This is a genomic window from Niveispirillum sp. SYP-B3756, assembly GCF_009495745.1.
Taxonomy (GTDB): domain Bacteria; phylum Pseudomonadota; class Alphaproteobacteria; order Azospirillales; family Azospirillaceae; genus Niveispirillum.
On record NZ_WIDQ01000001.1, the window covers coordinates 362,070 to 382,162 of the forward strand.

At 63.5% G+C, this 20,093-nt stretch carries 18 protein-coding genes; 8 read left to right on the forward strand and 10 right to left on the reverse strand.

The window, feature by feature from the left end; all coding sequences use genetic code 11:
• The first annotated feature begins 2 nt into the window (after positions 1 to 2).
• Positions 3 to 590: a Uma2 family endonuclease gene (locus tag GE253_RS01725; protein ID WP_160105440.1), complete on the forward strand. Its 588-nt coding sequence runs from the start codon at positions 3 to 5 to the stop codon at positions 588 to 590.
• A complete protein-coding gene (locus tag GE253_RS01730) occupies positions 590 to 889 on the forward strand; it encodes a DUF6429 family protein (protein WP_211101314.1) in 300 nt (99 codons plus the stop codon). The genes GE253_RS01725 and GE253_RS01730 overlap by 1 nt, the downstream gene beginning before the upstream one ends.
• 11 nt (positions 890 to 900) lie before the next feature.
• On the opposite strand, the gene GE253_RS01735 is transcribed toward GE253_RS01730, so the two are convergent.
• The 4 genes from GE253_RS01735 to ggt form a co-directional block, all read right to left on the reverse strand.
• Positions 901 to 1,935 carry an ABC transporter substrate-binding protein gene (locus tag GE253_RS01735; RefSeq protein ID WP_173012444.1) on the reverse strand — a complete coding sequence of 345 codons (1,035 nt, stop codon included), beginning with the start codon at positions 1,933 to 1,935 and terminating at the stop codon, positions 901 to 903.
• Positions 1,936 to 2,153: 218 nt separating this feature from the next.
• The gene (locus GE253_RS01740; protein WP_153202396.1) at positions 2,154 to 3,086 is read right to left on the reverse strand and encodes a 5'-methylthioadenosine/S-adenosylhomocysteine nucleosidase; all 933 of its coding nucleotides are present in this window, start codon (positions 3,084 to 3,086) and stop codon (positions 2,154 to 2,156) included.
• A gap of 229 nt (positions 3,087 to 3,315) precedes the next feature.
• Positions 3,316 to 5,184: a DUF885 domain-containing protein gene (locus GE253_RS01745; RefSeq protein WP_153202397.1), complete on the reverse strand. Its 1,869-nt coding sequence runs from the start codon at positions 5,182 to 5,184 to the stop codon at positions 3,316 to 3,318.
• Positions 5,185 to 5,261: 77 nt separating this feature from the next.
• The gene (ggt, locus tag GE253_RS01750) at positions 5,262 to 7,046 is read right to left on the reverse strand and encodes a gamma-glutamyltransferase (protein WP_173012445.1); all 1,785 of its coding nucleotides are present in this window, start codon (positions 7,044 to 7,046) and stop codon (positions 5,262 to 5,264) included.
• A gap of 182 nt (positions 7,047 to 7,228) precedes the next feature.
• Between ggt and GE253_RS01755 the strand changes: the two genes are divergently transcribed.
• The 3 genes from GE253_RS01755 (at position 7,229) to GE253_RS01765 (ending at position 10,387) form a co-directional block, all read left to right on the forward strand.
• The gene (locus GE253_RS01755; RefSeq protein ID WP_247878471.1) at positions 7,229 to 8,074 is read left to right on the forward strand and encodes an alpha/beta hydrolase; all 846 of its coding nucleotides are present in this window, start codon (positions 7,229 to 7,231) and stop codon (positions 8,072 to 8,074) included.
• A 113-nt stretch (positions 8,075 to 8,187) separates the two neighbouring features.
• Positions 8,188 to 9,231, forward strand: a complete 1,044-nt coding sequence (locus tag GE253_RS01760) for a lipid A deacylase LpxR family protein (RefSeq protein ID WP_153202399.1) — start codon at positions 8,188 to 8,190, stop codon at positions 9,229 to 9,231.
• A gap of 142 nt (positions 9,232 to 9,373) precedes the next feature.
• A complete protein-coding gene (locus GE253_RS01765) occupies positions 9,374 to 10,387 on the forward strand; it encodes a LacI family DNA-binding transcriptional regulator (RefSeq protein WP_211101315.1) in 1,014 nt (337 codons plus the stop codon).
• 137 nt (positions 10,388 to 10,524) lie between these two features.
• On the opposite strand, the gene GE253_RS01770 is transcribed toward GE253_RS01765, so the two are convergent.
• The 5 genes from GE253_RS01770 to GE253_RS01790 form a co-directional block, all read right to left on the reverse strand.
• A complete protein-coding gene (locus GE253_RS01770) occupies positions 10,525 to 10,752 on the reverse strand; it encodes a RebB family R body protein (RefSeq protein ID WP_153202400.1) in 228 nt (75 codons plus the stop codon).
• A gap of 71 nt (positions 10,753 to 10,823) precedes the next feature.
• Positions 10,824 to 11,252, reverse strand: a complete 429-nt coding sequence (locus GE253_RS01775) for a thioredoxin (RefSeq protein WP_153202401.1) — start codon at positions 11,250 to 11,252, stop codon at positions 10,824 to 10,826.
• Positions 11,253 to 11,314: 62 nt separating this feature from the next.
• On the reverse strand, positions 11,315 to 12,397 hold the full coding sequence (prfA, locus tag GE253_RS01780) for a peptide chain release factor 1 (protein ID WP_153202402.1): 1,083 nt from the start codon (positions 12,395 to 12,397) through the stop codon (positions 11,315 to 11,317).
• A 203-nt stretch (positions 12,398 to 12,600) separates the two neighbouring features.
• Positions 12,601 to 13,065: a spore coat protein U domain-containing protein gene (locus tag GE253_RS01785; RefSeq protein WP_247878426.1), complete on the reverse strand. Its 465-nt coding sequence runs from the start codon at positions 13,063 to 13,065 to the stop codon at positions 12,601 to 12,603.
• Positions 13,066 to 13,370: 305 nt separating this feature from the next.
• Positions 13,371 to 14,861: an ATP-binding protein gene (locus GE253_RS01790; RefSeq protein WP_153202403.1), complete on the reverse strand. Its 1,491-nt coding sequence runs from the start codon at positions 14,859 to 14,861 to the stop codon at positions 13,371 to 13,373.
• A 278-nt stretch (positions 14,862 to 15,139) separates the two neighbouring features.
• Between GE253_RS01790 and GE253_RS01795 the strand changes: the two genes are divergently transcribed.
• Both GE253_RS01795 and GE253_RS01800 read left to right on the forward strand, forming a co-directional pair.
• Positions 15,140 to 16,144, forward strand: coding sequence for an FAD-dependent oxidoreductase (locus GE253_RS01795; RefSeq protein ID WP_153202404.1), 1,005 nt, complete (start codon positions 15,140 to 15,142; stop codon positions 16,142 to 16,144).
• The gene (locus GE253_RS01800) at positions 16,141 to 16,320 is read left to right on the forward strand and encodes a DUF1289 domain-containing protein (RefSeq protein ID WP_153202405.1); all 180 of its coding nucleotides are present in this window, start codon (positions 16,141 to 16,143) and stop codon (positions 16,318 to 16,320) included. The genes GE253_RS01795 and GE253_RS01800 overlap by 4 nt, the downstream gene beginning before the upstream one ends.
• Before the next feature lie 47 nt (positions 16,321 to 16,367).
• Here the strand turns inward: GE253_RS01800 and GE253_RS01805 are convergent, their stop codons facing one another.
• Positions 16,368 to 17,948: a lysine--tRNA ligase gene (locus GE253_RS01805; RefSeq protein ID WP_153202406.1), complete on the reverse strand. Its 1,581-nt coding sequence runs from the start codon at positions 17,946 to 17,948 to the stop codon at positions 16,368 to 16,370.
• Positions 17,949 to 18,146: 198 nt separating this feature from the next.
• Between GE253_RS01805 and GE253_RS01810 the strand changes: the two genes are divergently transcribed.
• Positions 18,147 to 19,949 (forward strand): patatin-like phospholipase family protein, encoded by a 1,803-nt coding sequence (locus tag GE253_RS01810; protein WP_153202407.1) that lies wholly within the window; start codon positions 18,147 to 18,149, stop codon positions 19,947 to 19,949.
• Positions 19,950 to 20,093: the final 144 nt, after the last annotated feature.

Genomic DNA, 20,093 nt, shown 5'->3' on the forward strand with positions numbered 1-20,093 from the left:
GCATGGCCGAGGCACGACGCTACCGCATCAACAGCCGTGATGAGTTCCTGGCCTGGGAAGCCCAGGCGGAGGATCGTTACGAATTTCTGGGCGGCATCATCCGCATGATGGCGGGTGGGCAGGTGGTGCATAACCGCATCGCCGGCAACCTGTTCCTGCTGCTGGCCCCTGCCGCCCGCCAGCACGGCTGCGAGGCGTTCCAGCAGAACCAGAAGCTGGCCCCCGATCACGCCCAGGATGTCGTCTATCCGGATGTATTTGTCACCTGTCGCCCGGTGCGCGATGAAGACCAATTCATCGGCGGCGCCGGGTTGGTGGCGGAGGTTCTGTCAAAATCCACGGCAGAGGATGATTACAGCTGGAAATGGGAACTGTACCGGGAAATGCCGGAGCTGCGGCATTATCTGGTGCTGGACACCAAGGCCGCCCGCATCACCCATTATCACCGCGCCGAAGCGGGCGGCCCCTGGCATATTGATCTGGTGACAAGCCGCCAGCCGCTGCTGCCCCTGGCCCTGCTGGATGTGCAGCTGTCCCTGGCCGATATCTATGCAGGCACCAGCCTGCTCACCGCAGAGGGAGAAGCCTGATGTCCCACTCAGAGCCCTGGATGACACCGGAAATACAGGCGCTGGTCGATCAGCACCGCATCGACTGGGACCAGATTGATGAGGAGGCGGTGGCCAAGGCCGCCCTGGCCCTGCTTTATCTGGGGCGGGAGGGGTTGCATCAGACCTGGAAAGGCTATGACTGGTCGGTGCTGGATAAGCTGCACGCCATGGGGCTGATCGATGATGCCCGCAACAAACGTAAAAGCCTGTACCTGACCAATGAGGGATTGGCACAGGGCAAGGCAGCGGTGGCGGCGCTATTTCAGCGCCGCAGCTGAGCCCGGCCTGTTCAACCCCGGAAGTCGCCCAGCGGTTTGGCCGGCGGCAATTGGACCAGCAGCGGCTCCACCGCGAAACCAGGGGCGGCGTTACCTTGGCGGAAACGCCGGTAATCCAACTTTTCCCATCCCCCGCCATCGAAATACTGGCGATAGAAGGCCACCCGTTCCCGATCCATCACGGCCAGCTTCACCACTTCGCGCACACCCGTGACAGGGCCCCGCCCGCTGTCAAAATGGTCGCGCAGCAGGGCCAGCGCCCAGGCGCCGACCAGGAAATGGCCACCCATGGAAAGGCGCATCCGCCCGTCGGCCACGGCATCCAGCGCTTCCCGCTGCCAGTTCAGGCCGACGAAGAAAATATCGCCGCCGGGGCGCCGGCCCAGATCGCTGGCGGCCTGCATGGCCCCCAGCGCCATATCATCATTGGCCGCCCAGACAGCGTTGACCTGCGGCTGACGGCGCAGCAGGGCCAGGGTGCGCTGATAGGCCTCATCCCGGCTCCAGTTCACTGATACCACATCCAGCAACTGAGCGGCGGGATCGGCGCGCAACACCTGATAAAGCCCGTTCAACCGGTCCAGCGCCGAGGAGGTGGAACGTGTAGCACCAATGGCGATCAGCGGTACCTTGTTATCCCTGGACAGGCCGGCCCGCCGCGCTGTCTCAATCAGGGCGTGGGCCATGAAGCGGCCGGCGCCGAGATTATCCGGCATCAGGGAGCCCAGCAAATACTGAATCCCGCCGCTATTATTCAGCATGGCAACATCTTCTTCCATCAGGCCGCTGAAGGTGAGAAGGCAGGGGATATTGCGGCGCTGAGCGGCCTGAATGATGGGGACGGCCGTGCGATATTCATTGACCACCAGCAGATAGTCGGGCCGCTGATCGACCAGTGCTTCGCCCACCGCGATAATCTGGCTGCGGTCGCGCTCCCCCCATTCGATGATCAGGTCAATATCCAGATCGCGGGCCGCCGCCCGCATGATCGACGCGGACATCTGCCAGAACGGGTCGGACTGCCGGCCCGGCGCAGCCAGGGCCACCCGCAGGCGGCCCGCATTGGCCCGGGCAGGCCGACCGGAACAAATTCCGGCTGCAGCACCCATGGCGAGAAAAGATCGGCGGGATAGGACGGATCGCAACAATTCAACCAGCTTCGCTATTTGTCACCATAGCTTCTTTGATTGATTGTAGACCGTTCCAGCTCGGTTTAAAGCCGGGTTTTCCCACCCAATCGGATAGGTATTTACATCTTCACGGGTTAACTCTTTCGTTCTACAAGCGGCATTTCCGCCAGAAACCTGGTCACTACCTTGGCGGCATTGCTGGCCGCCAATCCCAGGAAGGTATTGATCCGGTTGGTATCCGGGTCTGCCCCCGCCAGGTCGGAGACGCTGCGGAAAGCGATGAAAGGCAGATGATTCTGTTCGGCCACCAGGGCCACGGCCGCCGTTTCCATATCCACGACACGCGCCTGCATGGTGCGGGAAAGATAATCCCGCCAGGCCGCATTATCCATGAAGGCGGGACCGGAGACGGCATCACCGCCCACCACCCCCTTGGGCGTGGCTTCCAGACAGGTCTTGTTGGCGGCACAGCGATCCAGCGCCACCGTCGGCACCAGCCTTTCCGCAAGCGCCAGCAGGGCAGGATCGACGGCGAACCAGAATTTGCGCTCCGGCTCCGCCTTGCCGTCGCGGCGAACATAGGCGTTGGAGGGCTGGAACACCCCCATCGGCGGATAGGGCAGGCTGGCCCAGGGCACCGGGGCCAGGGAACCATCCGCCGTCTGTCGCACGATATGGGTTTCCAGATACTGACCCCAGCGGCCGGGCACGGCCACATCGCCAATATGCAAGCCCCCATCCACCCCGCCGGCAACGCCGCTGAACAGCAGGGCCCGCACTTCGAACCGGTCCAGCAGCATCTGCGTGGTCATGGCGGCATTGACCATGCTGATGCCGGACAGCACCAGCACCACCTTTTTGCCACCCAGCGTGCCGGTGGTGAAATCAATGCCATTGATGCTGTGCGTCTGCTTGTCCGTGGTTGCTGCCAGCAGCACCACCAGTTCCGGGGCATAGGCCGACATCACGGCGATGCGGGGTGTGGCATCCAAAACCGGCGCGGCAAAGCCGGTTGCCGGCAGGAAAAGGGCCGCCAGCAGAAGAACAGAAGCAAGCAGACGTTTCATCTGACCTCTCAGAGTCTTTCCATGAATTTCTTACGACTTTTCAATCGTTTAAACCGTCATTCCCGCGAAGGCGGGAATCCATAAGACAGCGCGGATTTTGGATTCCCGCCTTCGCGGGAATGACGGTGGTGAAGTGGCAAGGCTTCGGAAAACCAATAACCTTCCCGCTGGACACGCATCACAAAAAAAACGGCGGGCCAGAGGAGGCCCGCCGCGTCTGGTTCAATCCTCACGCCTTCTGCGTCTTGATCCAGTCCTTCACCTGTTCGGCCAATATCTCCAGCGGCACCGCGCCGGTGCGCAGGACCAGATCGTGAAACTGGCGCAGGTCGAACTTCTGGCCCAGTTCCCGCTTGGCCTGTTCGCGCAGCTCCATGATGCGCAACATGCCGACATAATAGCTGGTGGCCTGACCGGGGCTGACGATGTAGCGGTTCACCTCCCGCTCCACCTGATCGCGGTTCAGCGGGGTGTTGGACACAAAATAATCGATGGCCTGCTGGCGGGTCCATTTCTTGGCATGGATACCGCTATCCACCACCAGCCGTACGGCCCGCCAGATCTGCGTCGTCAACCGCCCAAAATCGGCATAGGGATCCTGATAGAACCCCACCTCCTTAGGCAGCATCTCCGAATAGAGCCCCCAGCCTTCCACATAGGCGCCATAGAGGCTGAACCGGCGGAAGCTGGGCACATCGCCCAGTTCCTGGGAAATGGCGATCTGCATGTGATGGCCGGGAATGCCCTCGTGATAGATGATGGCATCGGACTGCCATTTGGCCATTTCCTGCATGTTGGACAGGTTGGCATAGAAGATGCCGGGCCGTTTGCCATCAGGCGAGGGCTGGTTATAAAAGGCCGGCGGGGAGGTCTTTTCCCGGTACGGCTCCACCGCCTTCACCACCAGCGGCGCCTTGGGCTTGGTGATGAACCATTCATCCAGCCGGGCGGTGAAATCGGCCAGCACCTTCTCGCAATGGGTCAGATAGAGAGCGCGGCCGGCCTCATCATTGCTGAAATAGAATTTCGGATCGGTGCGCAGATGCTGGAAGAATTCCTGCAGGCTGCCCTTGAAGCCGACCTTCTCCATGATGCCGCGCATTTCCGCCTGCAACAGGCCGACATGCTTCAGGCCCAGGGCGTGGATCTGGTCCGGCGTCATGTCGGTGGTGGTCTGCAGCTTTACGGCCAGCCGGTAATAGGCATCACCATCCGGCAGCTTCCAGACGCCATCTTCCTGGGTCGCCTGTTCCTCCAGCTTGCCGGCGGCCACATCCAGCGCCTGATAGGCGGGCTTGACCTTTTCCACCAGGATACGGCGGCAATCGGCCACCAGCTTGTCTTTCTCCGCCTGGGGAATGCTCAGCGCATCCACCTTGGCCTTGAAATCGATGAACAGCATATTGTCGTCGCCGCTGTCATCGAAGGGCACGCCGCTGATGATGGAGCGGATATCCGGCCGCATCCGGGTCAGGGAGAATTTGGGCGGGATGATGCCCTTGGCGGCACTGTCATAGCCACGATCGATGGTCTGCTGGATCAGCCGGGGAATCCCCTCCAGCCGGGCCAGATAGGCCCGCGCATCGCCGATATCCGCCACCTGATGGGCATTCACCAGGAAGCTGGGGATGCCGGTATGCCGGCCCCAGAGATGGTTCAGCGGATAATTCCAGGCCCGCCAGCGGTGGGCCGCAATCTCCATCTCGCACTCATTTTCATAGAGCCGGTAATTCAGCCGCGCAGCCGGCGGCAGCTTGGCCGGATCCCAGCCCTGGCGCAGCAGCTTCAACGCCTGGCGGGTACGGTCGACGGCCAGATCGGCAAAGGCGTCGCTGTCATCATCCCAGCGGTCATAATTGGTTTTGCGCCCGCGATAGGTCTGCGTTTCCGGTGACAATGACAGCGCCGCCTCATACACCTCTTCCAGGAAGGCATTCAGGGCGGCCACATCGCCCTTGTCCTTCGGCGTGGCGGCGGGCGACAGGGTCAGCGGGCCGGGACCGGCCGCCTGGGCAAAGGCGGGAAGCGCACCGGTAAGGCCCAGCGCCAGCGTGGCAACACCGCCCAGCATGGCGCGGCGGGAGGGGGAAATGACCATGGATTGCCTTCTGTTCTTTATGGTTAACCCGTCACTTTGGCGATAAGATAGCGCAAAGCCGCGCCCCTTGGCGTGCCTCAATAACCCGCCGCATTGCCATCCACGCGCATTTCCGTGCCGGCATGGTAAACGCCATTGGCGGAATCGCGCAGAATGGCTTCGTAGCTGCCATAATGCAGGCCGGGCTTGATCTCCACCTTATGGCCGCGCGTCTTCAACGCCTCCACCACATCGGGTGCAATCCCCTGTTCCAGATAGAGCGTGCCGACACCGTCGCCCTTCTCCCCCGTCGGTTCGGGGGAGCCTTCATGCTGCCAGCGGGCGGCGTCGCCCGCTTCCTGCACATTCATGCCGAAATCGATGATGTTCACCAGCACCTGCACATGGCCCTGCGGCTGCATGGCCCCGCCCATCACGCCATAGGAGAGGAAGGGCTGGCCATCCTTGGTCACCATGCCGGGAATGATGGTGTGGAAGGGGCGCTTGCCGGGCGCATAGACATTGGGGTGCTTGGGATCGAGCGCGAACTGCTCCCCGCGATCCTGCAACATGAAGCCCAGCCCATCGGGCACCAGCCCTGATCCCATGCCGCGATAATTGGACTGGATCAGCGCCACCATCATCCCGTCCTTGTCGGCCGTGGTCAGGAAAATGGTGTCGTGGCTTTCCGGCATGATGCCGGTTTGCGGCGCGCCGGCCTTGGTCCTGTCGATCAGGCCCCGGCGCTGCGCGGCATAATCCTTGGAGATCAGCTTTTCGATGGGCAGCTTCACGAAGGCCTGATCGGCATACCAGCGGGAGCGATCGGCGAAGGCCAGCTTCTTGGCCTCCACCGAGACATGGATGAAATCGGCGCTGTTATGGCCCATCGCCTTCAGGTCGTACCCTTCCAGGATGTTCATCATCTGCAAGGTGGCCAGCCCCTGGCCATTGGGCGGGATCTGCCACAGATCATGCCCACGGTAACTGGTGGTGATGGGCTGCACCCAGTCGCTGTGATGGGCGGCGAAATCCTCGTACCGCAGCGGGCCGCCGATGCGCTTCATATAGGCATCGATGGTGCGGGCGATGGTGCCCTTGTAATAGGCATCGCGCCCGCCCTTGGCCACCAGCGACAGGGAATTGGCCAGATCGGGATTGCGGAAAATCTGCCCCGCCACCGGGGGCTTGCCATTGATCAGATAGGTCTTGCGGGCATTCTCAAACTCTTCGATCACCCCGCCCAACTGCTCAAACCGGCGGAAATTCCCGGCCCAGCCCTTGGCGATGAAAGGCGACAGCGGGAAGCCGTCGCGGGCATAGTTGATGGCCGGCGCCAGCACCTGTTCCATCGACAGCTTGCCGAACTTGCCATGCAGTTCGAACCAGCCATCCACCGCCCCCGGCACCGTGACGGACAGCGACCCGTGCGACGGAATGGGCTTGCCCGGCCCCAGCCGCTGGGTCAAGGCTTCCAGGCTCTGCCCTTTGGGCGCGCGGCCAGAGGCGTTCAGCCCATGCACCTTGTTGGTCTTGGGGTCCCAGACCAGGGCGAACAGGTCGCCGCCCATGCCACTGCCGGTCGGTTCCATCAGGCCCAGCGTGGCATTGGCGGCAATGGCCGCATCGACGGCCGAACCACCCTGCTGCAGGATGGCAATCGCCACCTGGGTGGCCAGCGGCTGGCTGGTGGCCGCCGCGCCATTGCGGGCGATCACTTCCGATCGGCCGGCGAAATTAGCCCCGACCAGCCGGTCACCCCGGCCGGGTTGGGGGATGCTCACCGCCTCGGCGGCCACGGCCAGATCGCCCATGATGGTCGGCATGAATGTCGTCGCCCCCAGCAGCAACAGCGCCCGCCGGCGCGAATGGATGGATTGCATCGTCCGGAAACCTTCCCCGTGCATGGATGGGATGGGGCTTCGCCCCTTTGTGGTTATGAAAGCAGTTGTGCAGATTTTACGGTGCCGCCTTGGGTGCTGCAACCATTGCCCTGCCCAACGCCCTGTGCCAGCCTGTTTCTTTGGCAATATGACCGATTGCAGGAGTATGTCCCGTGCGGGTGATGGTGAATGGTGCGCCGATCTGGTTTGATGTGGAGGGCGCCAAGCTGGTGCCGGATGGCGAGACGATGCGGGCGCGGCCAACCCTGATCCTGCTGCATGGCGGGCCCGGGTTCGACCATGCCTCCTTCAAGCCGGCCTTCGGCGCGTTGGCGGACGTGGCGCAGGTGATCTATATCGACCATCGCGGCCAGGGGCGCAGCGGCGGGGATGATCCCGCCACCTGGACGCTGGCGCAATGGGCCGATGATGTGAAGGGCTTCTGCGACGCGCTGGAGATTGAGAAGCCCTATGTGCTGGGCAACAGTTTTGGTGGCTTCGTCGCCCAGGCCTATATGGAACGCCATCCGGGCCATGCGGCGGGGGTCATTCTGTCTTCCACCGCCGCGCGGATGCAACTGGACCGGATCATCAACGCCTTTGACCGCCGCGCCGGGGCAGATGTCGCCGCCGCCGCGCGGGATTTCTGGACCGATGTGCGGGCCGACAAGGTGGCCACCTACAGCAACACCTGCATGGGCTGCTATACGGTCAACCCCGCCCCCGGCGGCATTATCGGGCGCGCCCGTTCCATCGTCCGGCCGCAGGTGCTGGAACATTTCTCCGGCCGTCATGGGGAGATGTGGGGGATGGATTTCCGGGAAAGCCTGGGCAAGGCGCAATCGCCCGTGCTGGTGCTGGCCGGTGACGATGACCCCATCACCCCCTGGGAAGCGGCAGAAGAGCTGATCGCCCATCTGCCCAAGGCGACATCGACGCTGAAACGGTTTGCCGCCTGCGGGCATGGCACCTTCCGCGACCAGCCGGCGGGAACCTTCGACCTGCTGCGGGAGTTCATGCAAGTCTGACGGCGGCGACGCTGCGCAGGGGCGATGCAGTGATGCCGGTCATAGCCCTGGACCGGCATTCCCTGCATTGCCACTGCTGAACAGCGCTCAAAATCACGGAAGTGACGCCGACCATGCGCCAGCGCCTCTGCCTGCCTGCCCTTTTGTCCGCCGCCCTGCTGCTGATCACCGGCCCTGCCCTGGCGCAAAACGGACCGGCGGACCCGGCCGCCCCGCAGATCAACACCCCCACGGCGGGGGCGGAAACAGGCACGCTGACGCTGATCCTGGAAAACGATCTGTTCTATAATATCGACCGGCACTACACCAACGGGGTGCAGGCGGTCTGGACGACGGCGCGCGACGGGGTGCCGGACTGGACGAAGGAATGGGCCCAACTGGTACCCTTCTTCGCCCAGGATGGCCATCTGCGCGCCGTCTTCGCGCTGGGCCAGAACATGTACACATCCAGCGATATCAAGGTCGCCGATCCACCCCGGACCGACCGGCCCTATGCCGGCTGGCTGCATGGCTCGGTCGGGCTGATCAATGAGAACAACAAGCGGATGGACCAGTTGCAACTGACGCTGGGCGTCATCGGCCCAGCCTCGCTGGCGGAGCCAGCGCAGAAATTCATCCATAAGCTGATCGATTCGCCCAAGCCCATGGGCTGGGACACCCAGTTACATAATGAACCGGGGCTGGTACTGACCTATCAGCGGAGCTGGCGGCAGGATCTGCTGGGCCGACAGGGGTTTGGCATCGATATGATGCCGCATGTCGGCGGGGCGGTGGGCAATGTCTCCACCTATGCCGATGCCGGGCTGATGTTCCGCGCCGGCTGGCACCTGCCCGCCGATTTCGGCCCGGCGCGCATCCAGCCATCGCTGCCCGGCAGCGGCTTTTTTGAACCGGATGCCGCGCACCCGATCGGCTGGTATCTGTTTTTCGGCGCTTCCGGCCGGGGCGTGGCGCGCAACATCTTCCTGGATGGCAATACATTCCGCGACAGCCGCAGCGTCGACCGGAAATTCTGGGTCGGCGACCTGCAGGCCGGCATCGCCATCAATCTTTACGATGTGCGCCTGACCTATACCCATGTCTTCCGCAGCCGCGAATTCACCACCCAGGATAAGGGTGACCAATATGGCGCCGTGGCGCTGACCTGGCAGTGGTAGTAAACTTCCCAAAATATGGGAGATATTTTCGGAATAAAACTACCGAGTCGGACCTAGCGATGGGTAACTTTCGGCGACAATCCACCTGATCTGGTTGTATGCTGCTGAAAAAGGGTGGAACGCGAAGAAGGCGGCAAGAGGCATGGCAGTACCGATCAAGATGGCGGATATCGCCCGGCTGGCGGGGGTATCGGTTTCCACCGTTTCCCGCGCGCTGGCGGGCAGTTCCCTGGTCCCCGCCGCCAAGCGGGAAGAGATATTGGCCATCGCCCAGGCCCAGGGTTACGTCATCAATGAACAGGCGCGCAACCTGCGCCTGAAGAAAACCCGCACCATCGGCGTCGTCATCCCGCTGGGGCACGAGGTGGGGCAGTTAATCTCCGACCCGTTCTTCATTGAGCTGTTCGGCCGGCTGGCCGATGAGATCACGGCGCGCGATTACAATGTGCTGCTGAGCAAGATCGCCAAGCCGGAGCCGGGCTGGCTGGACCGGCTGATCCAGTCGCAGCGCACCGACGGGCTGATCGTCATCGGGCAGAGCGACCAGCATGAGGCGCTGAACAACACTGCCCGCACGCATTTGCCCCTGGTGGTCTGGGGCGCGCATATGCCCAACCAGCTTTATTGTTCGGTCGGGTCGGACAATATCGGCGGCGCCTATACGGCGGTCAGCCATCTGATCCGCCAGGGTCGCCGCCGCATCGCCTTTCTGGGCATCGCCGATGTGCCGGAGGTGAGCCTGCGCCGCGAGGGCTATCTGCGCGCCCTGGCCGAGGCCGACATCCCGGCCGATCCCGCTTTGATGGAGCCGGCGCATTTCACCCTGGATACGGCCTATGACAGTATGCGTCATCTGATTGACAGCGGTATCGGCTTTGACGCCGTGTTCGCCGTGTCGGACGTGATCGCCATTGCCGCCATGAAGGCGCTGTCCGCCGCCGGAAGGCGGGTGCCCGACGATGTGGCCGTGATCGGCTTTGACGATATCACTGTCGCCGCCTATAGCAGCCCGCCACTGACCAGCGTGCGCCAGGATCTGGCGCGCGGGGCCCGGGTGATGGTGGACCTGCTGTTCCGCCGGATGGAGGGGGAGGACACGCCTTCCGCCACCATGCCGGCCGAACTGGTGGTGCGCCGGTCCTGCGGGGCGGCGTGACGCCACCCCTGCCTCAGAGTTCGTCCAAGAACTTTTACTTCTTTTCCAACCTCTTAACCGTCATTCCCGCCTTCGCGGGAATGACGGTGGAGAACGGGCAGGGTTTCGAAAGTCAGGATAACTTTCCGGACAGACACTCAGGACTGGCCGTTGCCCCCCTTGAAGGCATTCAACACGGTCAGCAGGCTTGTCAGGTTATCGGCGACCCCGGTCTGCGCCACCTTCGCAGGTGCCCCGGCAACGGCCGTTGTTTCCAGGCTGTAAAGCTGCGTGAGGCCCAGGGTGGTTGCCGCCTCCCCCACCACCTTCACATTGGCCTGCGTCACGGCATCGGTGATCTGACTGTTAACCGGCTGGTCGGACATGGTTACCCCCTTTGGCTGCACAGCATAGGCCGTACACCATCTTAACGGGTTTTTCGCCATTCGTCCTCTGCCTATCCTTTCACCAGGGTCAGGTAGGGCCGGTGCCCGTCATGCCCGACGGGGGGATGGGCACCCAAAGCCGCGATCTGTCGCCCGATAGCCTGGGTGAATTCCCCCAGACCGGGCCAACTGGTGATGCGGCCCATCAGCCGGCTGCCCCGGAAGACGAAGAAAACCGGGATGCCGTGCAGGGCGAACCGGTGCGCCATGTCCAGGTCGTCATAGACATTATCCTGCAGCCAGCGCACCTGCGGCCAGTCAAACCGCAACGGCGCCGACAGGATGGCCTGTTTGGCGATATCGCAATTGGGGCAGTCGCGGCCCCAGAGGAACAGGATGGTCAGCGGCGGGGCATCGGCCTCCGCCAGCGCCGCATCCAGTTCGGCCGCCGTCACGCGGCGCATGGGAAATTGTTCAAAAAACTGCGGTACGGCGGACATGGGCGTGTCTCCCCATTTGGGACAGGGTGTAACCAGGGTCGCCAACGCCGCGGCAAGGCCGCCTATTGCAGTTCGGCCAGTCGCTCCGCCTCTTCCTGGGCGATCAGCGCATCGACCACCTCGTCGATCTCGCCAGCCATGAACCGATCAATCTTGCCATAAACTGTTAAATTAATCCTATGGTCGGTGATGCGTCCCTGCGGAAAATTATACGTACGGATACGTTCGGAGCGGTCGCCGCTGCCGACCTGGCTTTTACGGTCGGCGGCGCGCGCGTTGGCCAGGCGCTGGCGTTCCGCCTCATAGAGGCGGGCGCGCAGTACTTTCAGGGCCTTGGCCTTGTTCTTGTGCTGGCTTTTCTCATCCTGCTGGCTGACCACGATGCCGCTGGGCAGGTGGGTGATGCGCACCGCACTGTCGGTGGTGTTGACCGACTGGCCGCCGGGGCCGGAGGAGCGGAACACATCAATGCGCAGGTCGCGTTCATCGATCTGTACATCCACCTCCTCCGCCTCCGGCAGCACGGCCACGGTGGCGGCAGAGGTGTGGATACGGCCCTGGGTTTCGGTGGCCGGCACGCGCTGTACCCGATGCACGCCGCTTTCGAATTTCAACTGCCGGAACACGCTGCGCCCGGTGATGGTGGCACTGGCCTCCTTATAGCCGCCAATGCCGGTCTCGCTGATCTCCATCACCTCAAACCGCCAGCCGCGCAGGCCGGCATAGCGCTTATACATCTCGAACAGCTCAGCGGCGAACAGGGCCGCCTCATCCCCACCGGTGCCGGCCCGCACCTCCAGGATGGCGTTCTTCTCGTCCGCCTCATCCTTGGGCAGCAGGGCCAGCATCACCTGGCGTTCCAATTCCGGCAGGCGGCGTTCGGCGTCGGCCAGTTCCTCCAGCGCCAGGGTCCGCATCTCCGCATCCTCGCCTTCCGCCATGGCGGCCAGGTCGGTCAGGTCGGCACGGGCGCGGCGCATCTCGGCAATGGCGGCGGCTACCGGCTCCAGCTCGGCATATTCCTGGCTGGCCTTGACGAAGGCGTCGCCCGCCAGGGCACCCGTGGCCAGCCCGTCGCGCAATTCATCAAAGCGCATCATCACACGGGCCAGCGGCTCACCAAATCTCTGTTCAAAATCGGACAAGGAACGGCCCCCGGACACGGCAACAGCAAATGACAAAGCGGTGACTGGATATAGGCGATCCAGCGGCCCCGGTCACGCCCCTTGGCATGGTGCCTGGGTCGGTCCTGTCTTTCGCAACGAAAAAACCCCCGTCCTGGGCAGGACGGGGGTGAAGGAAACCACGCGGCAAACCGGCCGCATGGCCGATGGAGACCGGGGCCGCCTTACTTGGCAGCGATGGTGACGGTGATGGTGTCGGAATAGTCACCAGCGATGTACTGGTCAGAAGCCGGGACGGTGACCTTCAGGTCGGACTTCTTGTTGAACTGGGCATTGGCGCGGTCAACCACCATCTGGGAGGTGAGGCCACCGCCCTGGTTGTCGTAATTGACCTGATAGGTGATCTCGTTATTGCCGGACTTCAGCTTGCCAGCATTGGTGGAAGCCAGCGTGATCTTGTAGCCGTTGCCGGAATTGCAGGTCTCGGTGACATTGCCGACCGTCTTCTGGTTCTCACCATTCTTCAGGGAGAGCGACTGCGACAGGTCGGTAACGGCGATGGTGCAGGACAGGGCGACGCTGCCGCGCAGCTGGATGGTGCCGTTGGCATTCTGCGCCAGGGCCGGGGCGGCGAAGGCAGCGGCGGTGGCAACGGTCAGGACAGCGGCGCGGGCGAAAGTCTTCAGCATTGTCAACTCCATCGGCTCAGTGTGTTTGAGGCTTTGTCGCCTTCATGCCGAGGAAGGAATGCATCCGCGATGCCAAGTGGGTGACATAGGGTAAATCGTTGAAATTATGAATGTCTCCGGACAGAAACGCCCGAGGGAAATCACTGCAATATGCAAATTTTTGAATTGTGCAATTGCATAAATATAACTTATGCATAATGCAACGAATCGCACCTGTGCCAATCGTGACAGGCACAGCGGGGCGACCTAACCTTTCGGTCAGGTATCCGTGTTCAAGGAGCATTTTGGGAGAGGTGGGGCGGGTTTCAGCCGCCAATGCCAGCCAGAAATAGATGCGGCTGATCCTGCACCCGGTCGGCCGGCAGCCAGACGGTGACAGTGGTGCCCTGGGCCGGCCGGCTTTTCACCAGACAGCCCCCGCCGTGCAGCCGGGCCAGCGCCTGCACCAGCGGCAGACCCAGCCCAACGCCACCGGCGCGGCGTGACAGGCTGCCTTCCACCTGGCGGAAGGGTTCCAGGGCCTTGGCGATATCTTCTTCCCGCATCCCGATGCCGGTATCGCGTACCACCAGTTCCAGCCGACCGCCCTCCGCCAGCCGGGCACCACAGGTGACGGTGCCACCGGCCTTGGTGAATTTCACCGCATTGGTCAGCAGGTTGGAGAGGATCTGCTTCAACGCCACCTCATCGGCGCGCACGGGTGGCAGGCTTTCGGTCATGTCGGCTTCCAGGGTCACCCCGCCCTTTTCCGCCCGTTCGCGCACCAGCCGGAGGCTGGCCCGGACGATGCGGGGGATATCCACCACGCGTTCCTGCAATTCCTTCTTGCCGGCCTCGATCTTCGACAGGTCCAGAATGTCGTTGATCAGCTCCAGCAGCATCAGGCCGCTATCATGAATATCCTGCGCATATTCAACATAATTGGCATTACCCATCGGCCCCAGCGCCTGGGTGCCGATGATCTCCGAAAAGCCGATGACGGCATTCAGCGGCGTGCGCAGCTCATGGCTCATATTGGCCAGGAATTCAGATTTGGCGCGGTTGGCCATTTCCGCCGCCGCCAACGCCTGTTCCAGGGCTAGACGGTCTAGCCGGCGTTCGGTGATGTCACGCGCCGCCCCCTGAAAGGCGATGGGGGTGCCGGCAGCATCGCGGATGATCCGCGCCGTCAGCGCCACCCAGATGGGGCTGCCATCCCGTCGCCGAACCTCCAGCTCCATGCTGCCGGTAAAGCCCTGCTTCAGAACGGTGCGCGTGATCTCCGCCCGGTTCTCCTGATCGACATACAGGTCAGCGGAGGCATCGGCGATGCGGTTTTTCAACTCCGCCTCGCTCTCATAGCCCAACAGAGCGACCAGGGCCGGGTTGGCGGACAGGAAGCGGCCTTCGGTGTCGGTGATGAACAGCCCTTCCAGGGCGGTTTCATACATGTCCCGGTATTTGCGTTCCGCCGCCGCCAGTTCTGCCTTTTCGGCTTCCAGCTGGGCGATGCGGGCGGCCAGTGGTTCCAACGCCGCCTGGGCCCGTGCCTGGGCGCGGGCGCCCAGTTCCAGCTTCAACCCATGGGCCAGCACAGCCACCAGCACGCCCAAAGCCAGACAGAAGAAAATATCAGCCAGCGGATGCCAGCGCAGCAAATCCGGCAATTCATGGCCACCGGCCGGGGCCAGCGGATCGGGGATCAGCCCCAGCACCGCCACACCATGGGCCGCCACCAGGATCAACAGGGCCAAAGATAGCGCCAGCCCCACGGCCAGCCCGACAGGGTGTCCGATCAGGCCAAACAGCCGCGACACGGGCCGGGGCCCGTTCCCGCGATCGGTCCTACGCTTGTCCTGCAACAGAAGGTTCCTGGGACGGGGGGTGGGAAGGCGGGGTATCTGGAATTATAAGTAGCACTCAATCGGGTTTCGGTTAATGCCCATGCGTATCCACAAAGTAGAAAATCCATCACCCCGGTTGCCATGACGGAAAGCCCGCACGGGGCTCCTGGCAGCCACACCTGGGTGATCTATTATCCAGACAGGGGAGGGGCCGCCCCTTATCATATTGCTCCCCATAAAGGACATGCACCATGCCGCACGCAATCGCCATCATCGGGGCCGGGTTGGCCGGGCTGGCCGCCGCAAGGCGGTTGACGGCGGCAGGGCGCGCGGTGTCGCTGTTCGACAAGGGGCGCGGGCCCGGCGGACGGCTTTCCACCCGCCGGGCCGGGGATTGGCGGTTCGATCATGGCGGGCAGTTCGTCACCGCCCGCGACCCTGCCTTTCAGGCCGTGATGGCGGGGCTGCTGCGCGCCGGCCATGCCGCCCGCTGGGACGGGCGCATCGTCCGGCTGGAAAGCGATGGCGGCATCAGCCCGCATCCGGTGGAACGGTTTGTCGGCACGCCCGGCATGAACGGGCTGATCCATGGCTTGGCCGCCGACCTGCCAGCCGCCTGTGCCCCACGCTGGGGCACGCGGGTGGCCGCCATCAGCGGCGGCCCCGGTGACTGGCACTTGCAGGGGGAGGATGGCGGCGATCTGGGCCATTTCGGGCGGCTGGTGCTGGCCATTCCGGCCCCGCAGGTGGTGGAGCTGCTGCGCATCCCCGCCCCGGCCCTGGCCGAACAGGCGGCGGCGGCCATCCTGGCCCCCTGCTGGGCGCTGATGCTGGGCTTTGCCGGGCCGGTGCCGGATATTGGCTGGGATGCCGCCTTCATCGCCGCCGCCGGCGGGGAGGATCGGCCGCTTTCCTGGATCGCCCATGATGGCGCCAAGCCGGGACGCGGCGGGGCTGCCAGTTGGGTGGCCCATGCCAGCCCCGACTGGTCACAGCGCCATCTGGAAGAAACCGCCGATCAGGTGACAGGGCCGCTGCGGGCCGCCTTTGCGGCCGCCACCGGCATTGACGCCGCACCGGCCTTCATCGCCGCCCACCGCTGGCGGTATGCCCTGCCCAGCCGGCCGCTGCGCGATGGCTTCCTGTTCGATGAAACACTGGGCATCGGTGTGGCAGGGGATTGGTGCCTGGATGCCAGGGCAGAGGCCGCCTTCCTCAGCGGCCATCACTTGGCCGGGGTCATGGGGGCGGCATGAACATCCCCGATCCGGATGATTATGTGCCGAGCCCTTGCCAGCGCCGCTGCGCCCTGGACCGCCAGGGACGTTTCTGCACCGGCTGCCGCCGCACGCTGGCGGAGATCACCGGCTGGGGCAGCATGACCCCGGATGAACGCCGCGCCGTCTGGGCGGCGCTGAAAACACGAAAGTAGAAAACACCTCCCGGCGGGGTCACCCCCAGCCGGGAGGGGATGAACACTCAGCCCAGCGTCTTGTCGATCAGGGCGACCGTTTCAGTCACGCCATAAAGCGCGATGAAGCTGCCCATGCGGGGGCCGGTGGTCTGGCCCAGCAGCACCTCATACAGGGCCTGGAACCAGGTGCGCAGCTCGGTGAAGCCGTGCTTCTTGCCCACCTCGAACACCTGATTTTGCAACTGATCGGCCGGCGTGTCGGTGGCAAGCCCGGCCAGCACGGTGCGCAGCTCGGTAATGGCGGCGCGTTCCTGCTCCGTCGGGGCGCGGTACTGTTTCGTCGGCTTGACGAAATCCTGGTAATAGGTGACGGCATAGCCGACCAGCTTATCCAGGAACGGGGTCGTCTCCGGGGAGGCACCCGGCGCATAGCGACGGATGAAGCCCCACATCACATCGGCACTTTCGGCATTGGCCGCACCGGCCAGATTCAGCAGCAGGCCAAAGGTCAGGCCCGCCGTGCCCTTCACCGCGCTGGGCACCACACCGTTATGGATGTGGAGCACGGGGCTTTCCAGCTTCTGCGCCGGCTCTGCCGCGTCGAACTTCTCCACAAAGGTCAGGTAGTCGTCCACGGCGCGCGGGATGACATCGAAATACAGCTTCTTGGCCGCGCGCGGCTTGTTGAACATATAGAGCGCCAGGCTCTCCGGCGGGGCATAACGCAGCCATTCTTCCATCGTCAGGCCATTGCCCTTCGACTTGGAAATCTTCTGACCCTTCTCATCCAGGAACAGCTCGTAATTGAAGCCTTCCGGCGGGGTGCCGCCCAGGATCTTCACGATCTTGCCGGCCAGTTCGACGGACGGGATCAGATCCTTGCCGGCCATTTCATAATCGACGCCCAGCGCAAACCAGCGCATGGCCCAGTCCGGCTTCCATTGCAGCTTCACATGGCCGCCGGTGACCGGCACCTCGACCTTCTTGCCGTCCTCATCCTCGAAGACGATGGTGCCGGCATCGGTATTGCGTTCCAGCAGCGGCACCTGCAAAACCCGCCCGGTGGAGGGGCTGACGGGCAGGAAGGGGCTGTAGGTTGCCTGACGTTCAGCACCCAAGGTGGGCAGCATCACCGCCATCACTTCATCATAATGGCGCAGCACGGCCAGCAGGGCATGGTCGAAGCGGCCGGACGTATACCAGTCGGTGGCCGACTGGAACTCATATTCAAAGCCAAACCGGTCCAGGAAGTCCCGCAGCATGGCGTTGTTATGATGGCCGAAGCTTTCATGCGTGCCGAACGGGTCCGGCACCTTGGTCAGCGGCTTGCCCAGATGCTGGGCCACCATTTCCCGATTGGGGATATTGTCCGGCACCTTGCGCAGGCCATCCATATCGTCGGAAAAGGCGAACAGACGGGTGGGCACGCCAGGGGCCATGCGTTCAAACGCGCGGCGCACCATGGTGGTGCGCGCCACCTCGCCAAAGGTGCCGATATGCGGCAGGCCCGACGGGCCGTAGCCGGTCTCGAACAGGACATAGCCTTTGGACGGGGCTTTGCCGCCAAGGCGCGCGACCAGTTTGCGTGCCTCCTCAAACGGCCAAGCCTTCGCCGCCAATGCCAGTTCCTGATCGCTCATCGTCATCACCAATGACCAAGGGGTTACACATAACGCCCGCACCCTAGGTCGGCTGCGCCCGACGGTCAATCACCGCCCGAGCCGGGGCGGGCATACCCGGACAAAGGGGACCGCATGACCGGCGATTATCTGAGGTAGCAAAAATATTGCAATCATTCCCGTCTTATAAAAGGATGGAAAGCAGATTGACGGGGGAGGGACCACATGTCCGGGGTTGTTCTACGCGCATCGGAACAGACGCGTGATTTTCCGGTGGCGGAGCTGTCGCCGCGGGTGCGACCACAGCCCAACCTGCCCGACGAGCCCTATGAGCTGGGGCTGACCAGTGCGGGGGCGATCTCCGCCGGGGCCTACATCGCCGGGGTGATGGATTTCCTGGTGCAGGCGCTGGATGCCTGGCAGGCGGCGATGGACGATCCCGCCATGCGCGACCTTATCCCCGACCATAAGGTGCTGGTGCGGGTGCTGACGGGGGCATCGGCCGGCGCCATCAATGCCGCCCTGCTGGCCGTGCTGCGCGACCGCGATTTCAAGCATTTCGCCAGCGATCCCAATCCCGGCGGCGGGGAACAGCCCACCGGCAACCCGATTTTCGATACCTGGGTCAACCGCATCGGCATCGCCAATCTGCTGGCGGACACGGATATCGCCAAGGGGCAGGCGCCGCAATCGCTGCTGGATGGCAGCGTATTGCCCATCATCGCCCAGCGCGCCCTGGCCGATGCCAGCACCCTGCCCCCCGTCAAGCGGCGCTGGCTGGCCGACCCGCTGCGGGTGATCCTGACCCAGTCGAACAGCCGGGGCGTGCCCTATTTCGTGCCCTTTGCCAACAGCACCGCCGGCCAGGGCATGATGCAGCATGGCGATCAGGCGCGCTTTGCCGTGGCGGTGCCGGGCGGTCCAACGCAACAGCCGGCCTTTCCCGACGAACAGCCCCTGTCCGGCCCGCCCAGCCCCGGTAGCGACTGGACCCGGCTGACCGATGCGGCCATTGCCAGCGGGGCCTTCCCCATCGGCCTGCCACCGCGCCAGATGCAGGCCAAGCCGGAAGATTACGCCTATCGCGTCTATTTCGCCGATGGGGATGATCTGGTGGTGGTGCCGCCGCAGGGCAGCGACTGGCCGGACCGAAAAGACCCCGCCTATACCCAGCCCCGCCCCTATGCCGGCATTGATGGCGGGGTGATCGATAATGACCCGTTCGGCGTGGCGCATGACATCCTGGCCGGCGGCTGCGGGCAGAATCCGCGCAAGGGGAACGAGGCGACGCGCAGCGTGCTGATGGTGAACCCCTTCCCGGAAGTGCCGAATTATGGCCCGGCGGAGGCGTCTGCCCTGACCGTCACCCGTGCCCTGGTCAATCTTCTGTCGGTGATGAAGGAACAGGCCCGCTTCAATGCCAAGGATCTGATCCTGGCCAATGTGGAAAATGTCTTCAGCCGCTTCATCGTGGTGCCCAAGGCGGGCAAGCCGGTGAAGGGAAAATACAGCCTGGCCTGCGGCTTTCTGGGCGGGTTCGGCGGCTTTATTTCCCGCCGGCAGCGGGTGCATGATTTCATGCTGGGCCGCCGCAACGCGCAAAAGCTGCTGCTGGATCATATGGTGTTGCCGGAAGACAATCCGCTGTTCAAGAACTGGAAGGACAAGCCCTTTGCCGCCGCCTATTACGCGCTGGATTATGATGGCAAGGTCGCCCTGGACGAACATGGCAAGCGCTTCCTGCCCATCATCCCGCTGCTGCGCGATGGCGGCGGGGTGAGCATCGATCCCCGCTACAAGATACCCGAACAGAAGGAAGAACCCTGGCCGGTGGGAGCCGTCGACCCTGCCGCCGTGGCCAAACAGGTGGAACGGCGCGCCCGCGCCCTGGGCACGGCGCTGACGGCCGGTTTCGGCTGGTTGACCCGCACCCTGGTGCGCCTCGGCCTGTGCCTGGTTGGCTATGGCGCGTTGCGCCGAGAGGTGGAGAAATATCTGACGGCACAGAAGAAGGAATGGGATCTGTGATCGGCGGATGGGGGCCGGGCAACCGGCACCCCTCAGTGTCTGTCTGGGACTTTTTTATTCATTATCAATACCTTACTGTATCCCCACCGTCACCCCGGCGAAGGCCGGGGTCCAGGTTCGTAGAGCAAAGTGCCTGTGATTCTG

What these genes read in the sequence shown, in the direction of transcription:
- ggt (WP_173012445.1), bottom strand. Translation starts at nt 7,046, where the DNA reads ATGCAATCCATCCATTCGCGCCGGCGGGCGCTGTTGCTGCTGGGGGCG.
- GE253_RS01810 (WP_153202407.1), top strand. Translation starts at nt 18,147, where the DNA reads ATGTCCGGGGTTGTTCTACGCGCATCGGAACAGACGCGTGATTTTCCG.
- GE253_RS01800 (WP_153202405.1), top strand. Translation starts at nt 16,141, where the DNA reads ATGAACATCCCCGATCCGGATGATTATGTGCCGAGCCCTTGCCAGCGC.
- GE253_RS01740 (WP_153202396.1), bottom strand. Translation starts at nt 3,086, where the DNA reads ATGAAACGTCTGCTTGCTTCTGTTCTTCTGCTGGCGGCCCTTTTCCTG.
- GE253_RS01745 (WP_153202397.1), bottom strand. Translation starts at nt 5,184, where the DNA reads ATGGTCATTTCCCCCTCCCGCCGCGCCATGCTGGGCGGTGTTGCCACG.
- GE253_RS01730 (WP_211101314.1), top strand. Translation starts at nt 590, where the DNA reads ATGTCCCACTCAGAGCCCTGGATGACACCGGAAATACAGGCGCTGGTC.
- GE253_RS01765 (WP_211101315.1), top strand. Translation starts at nt 9,374, where the DNA reads ATGGCAGTACCGATCAAGATGGCGGATATCGCCCGGCTGGCGGGGGTA.
- GE253_RS01760 (WP_153202399.1), top strand. Translation starts at nt 8,188, where the DNA reads ATGCGCCAGCGCCTCTGCCTGCCTGCCCTTTTGTCCGCCGCCCTGCTG.
- GE253_RS01755 (WP_247878471.1), top strand. Translation starts at nt 7,229, where the DNA reads ATGGTGAATGGTGCGCCGATCTGGTTTGATGTGGAGGGCGCCAAGCTG.
- GE253_RS01725 (WP_160105440.1), top strand. Translation starts at nt 3, where the DNA reads ATGGCCGAGGCACGACGCTACCGCATCAACAGCCGTGATGAGTTCCTG.
- GE253_RS01775 (WP_153202401.1), bottom strand. Translation starts at nt 11,252, where the DNA reads ATGTCCGCCGTACCGCAGTTTTTTGAACAATTTCCCATGCGCCGCGTG.
- GE253_RS01795 (WP_153202404.1), top strand. Translation starts at nt 15,140, where the DNA reads ATGCCGCACGCAATCGCCATCATCGGGGCCGGGTTGGCCGGGCTGGCC.
- GE253_RS01805 (WP_153202406.1), bottom strand. Translation starts at nt 17,948, where the DNA reads ATGACGATGAGCGATCAGGAACTGGCATTGGCGGCGAAGGCTTGGCCG.
- GE253_RS01785 (WP_247878426.1), bottom strand. Translation starts at nt 13,065, where the DNA reads ATGCTGAAGACTTTCGCCCGCGCCGCTGTCCTGACCGTTGCCACCGCC.
- GE253_RS01770 (WP_153202400.1), bottom strand. Translation starts at nt 10,752, where the DNA reads ATGTCCGACCAGCCGGTTAACAGTCAGATCACCGATGCCGTGACGCAG.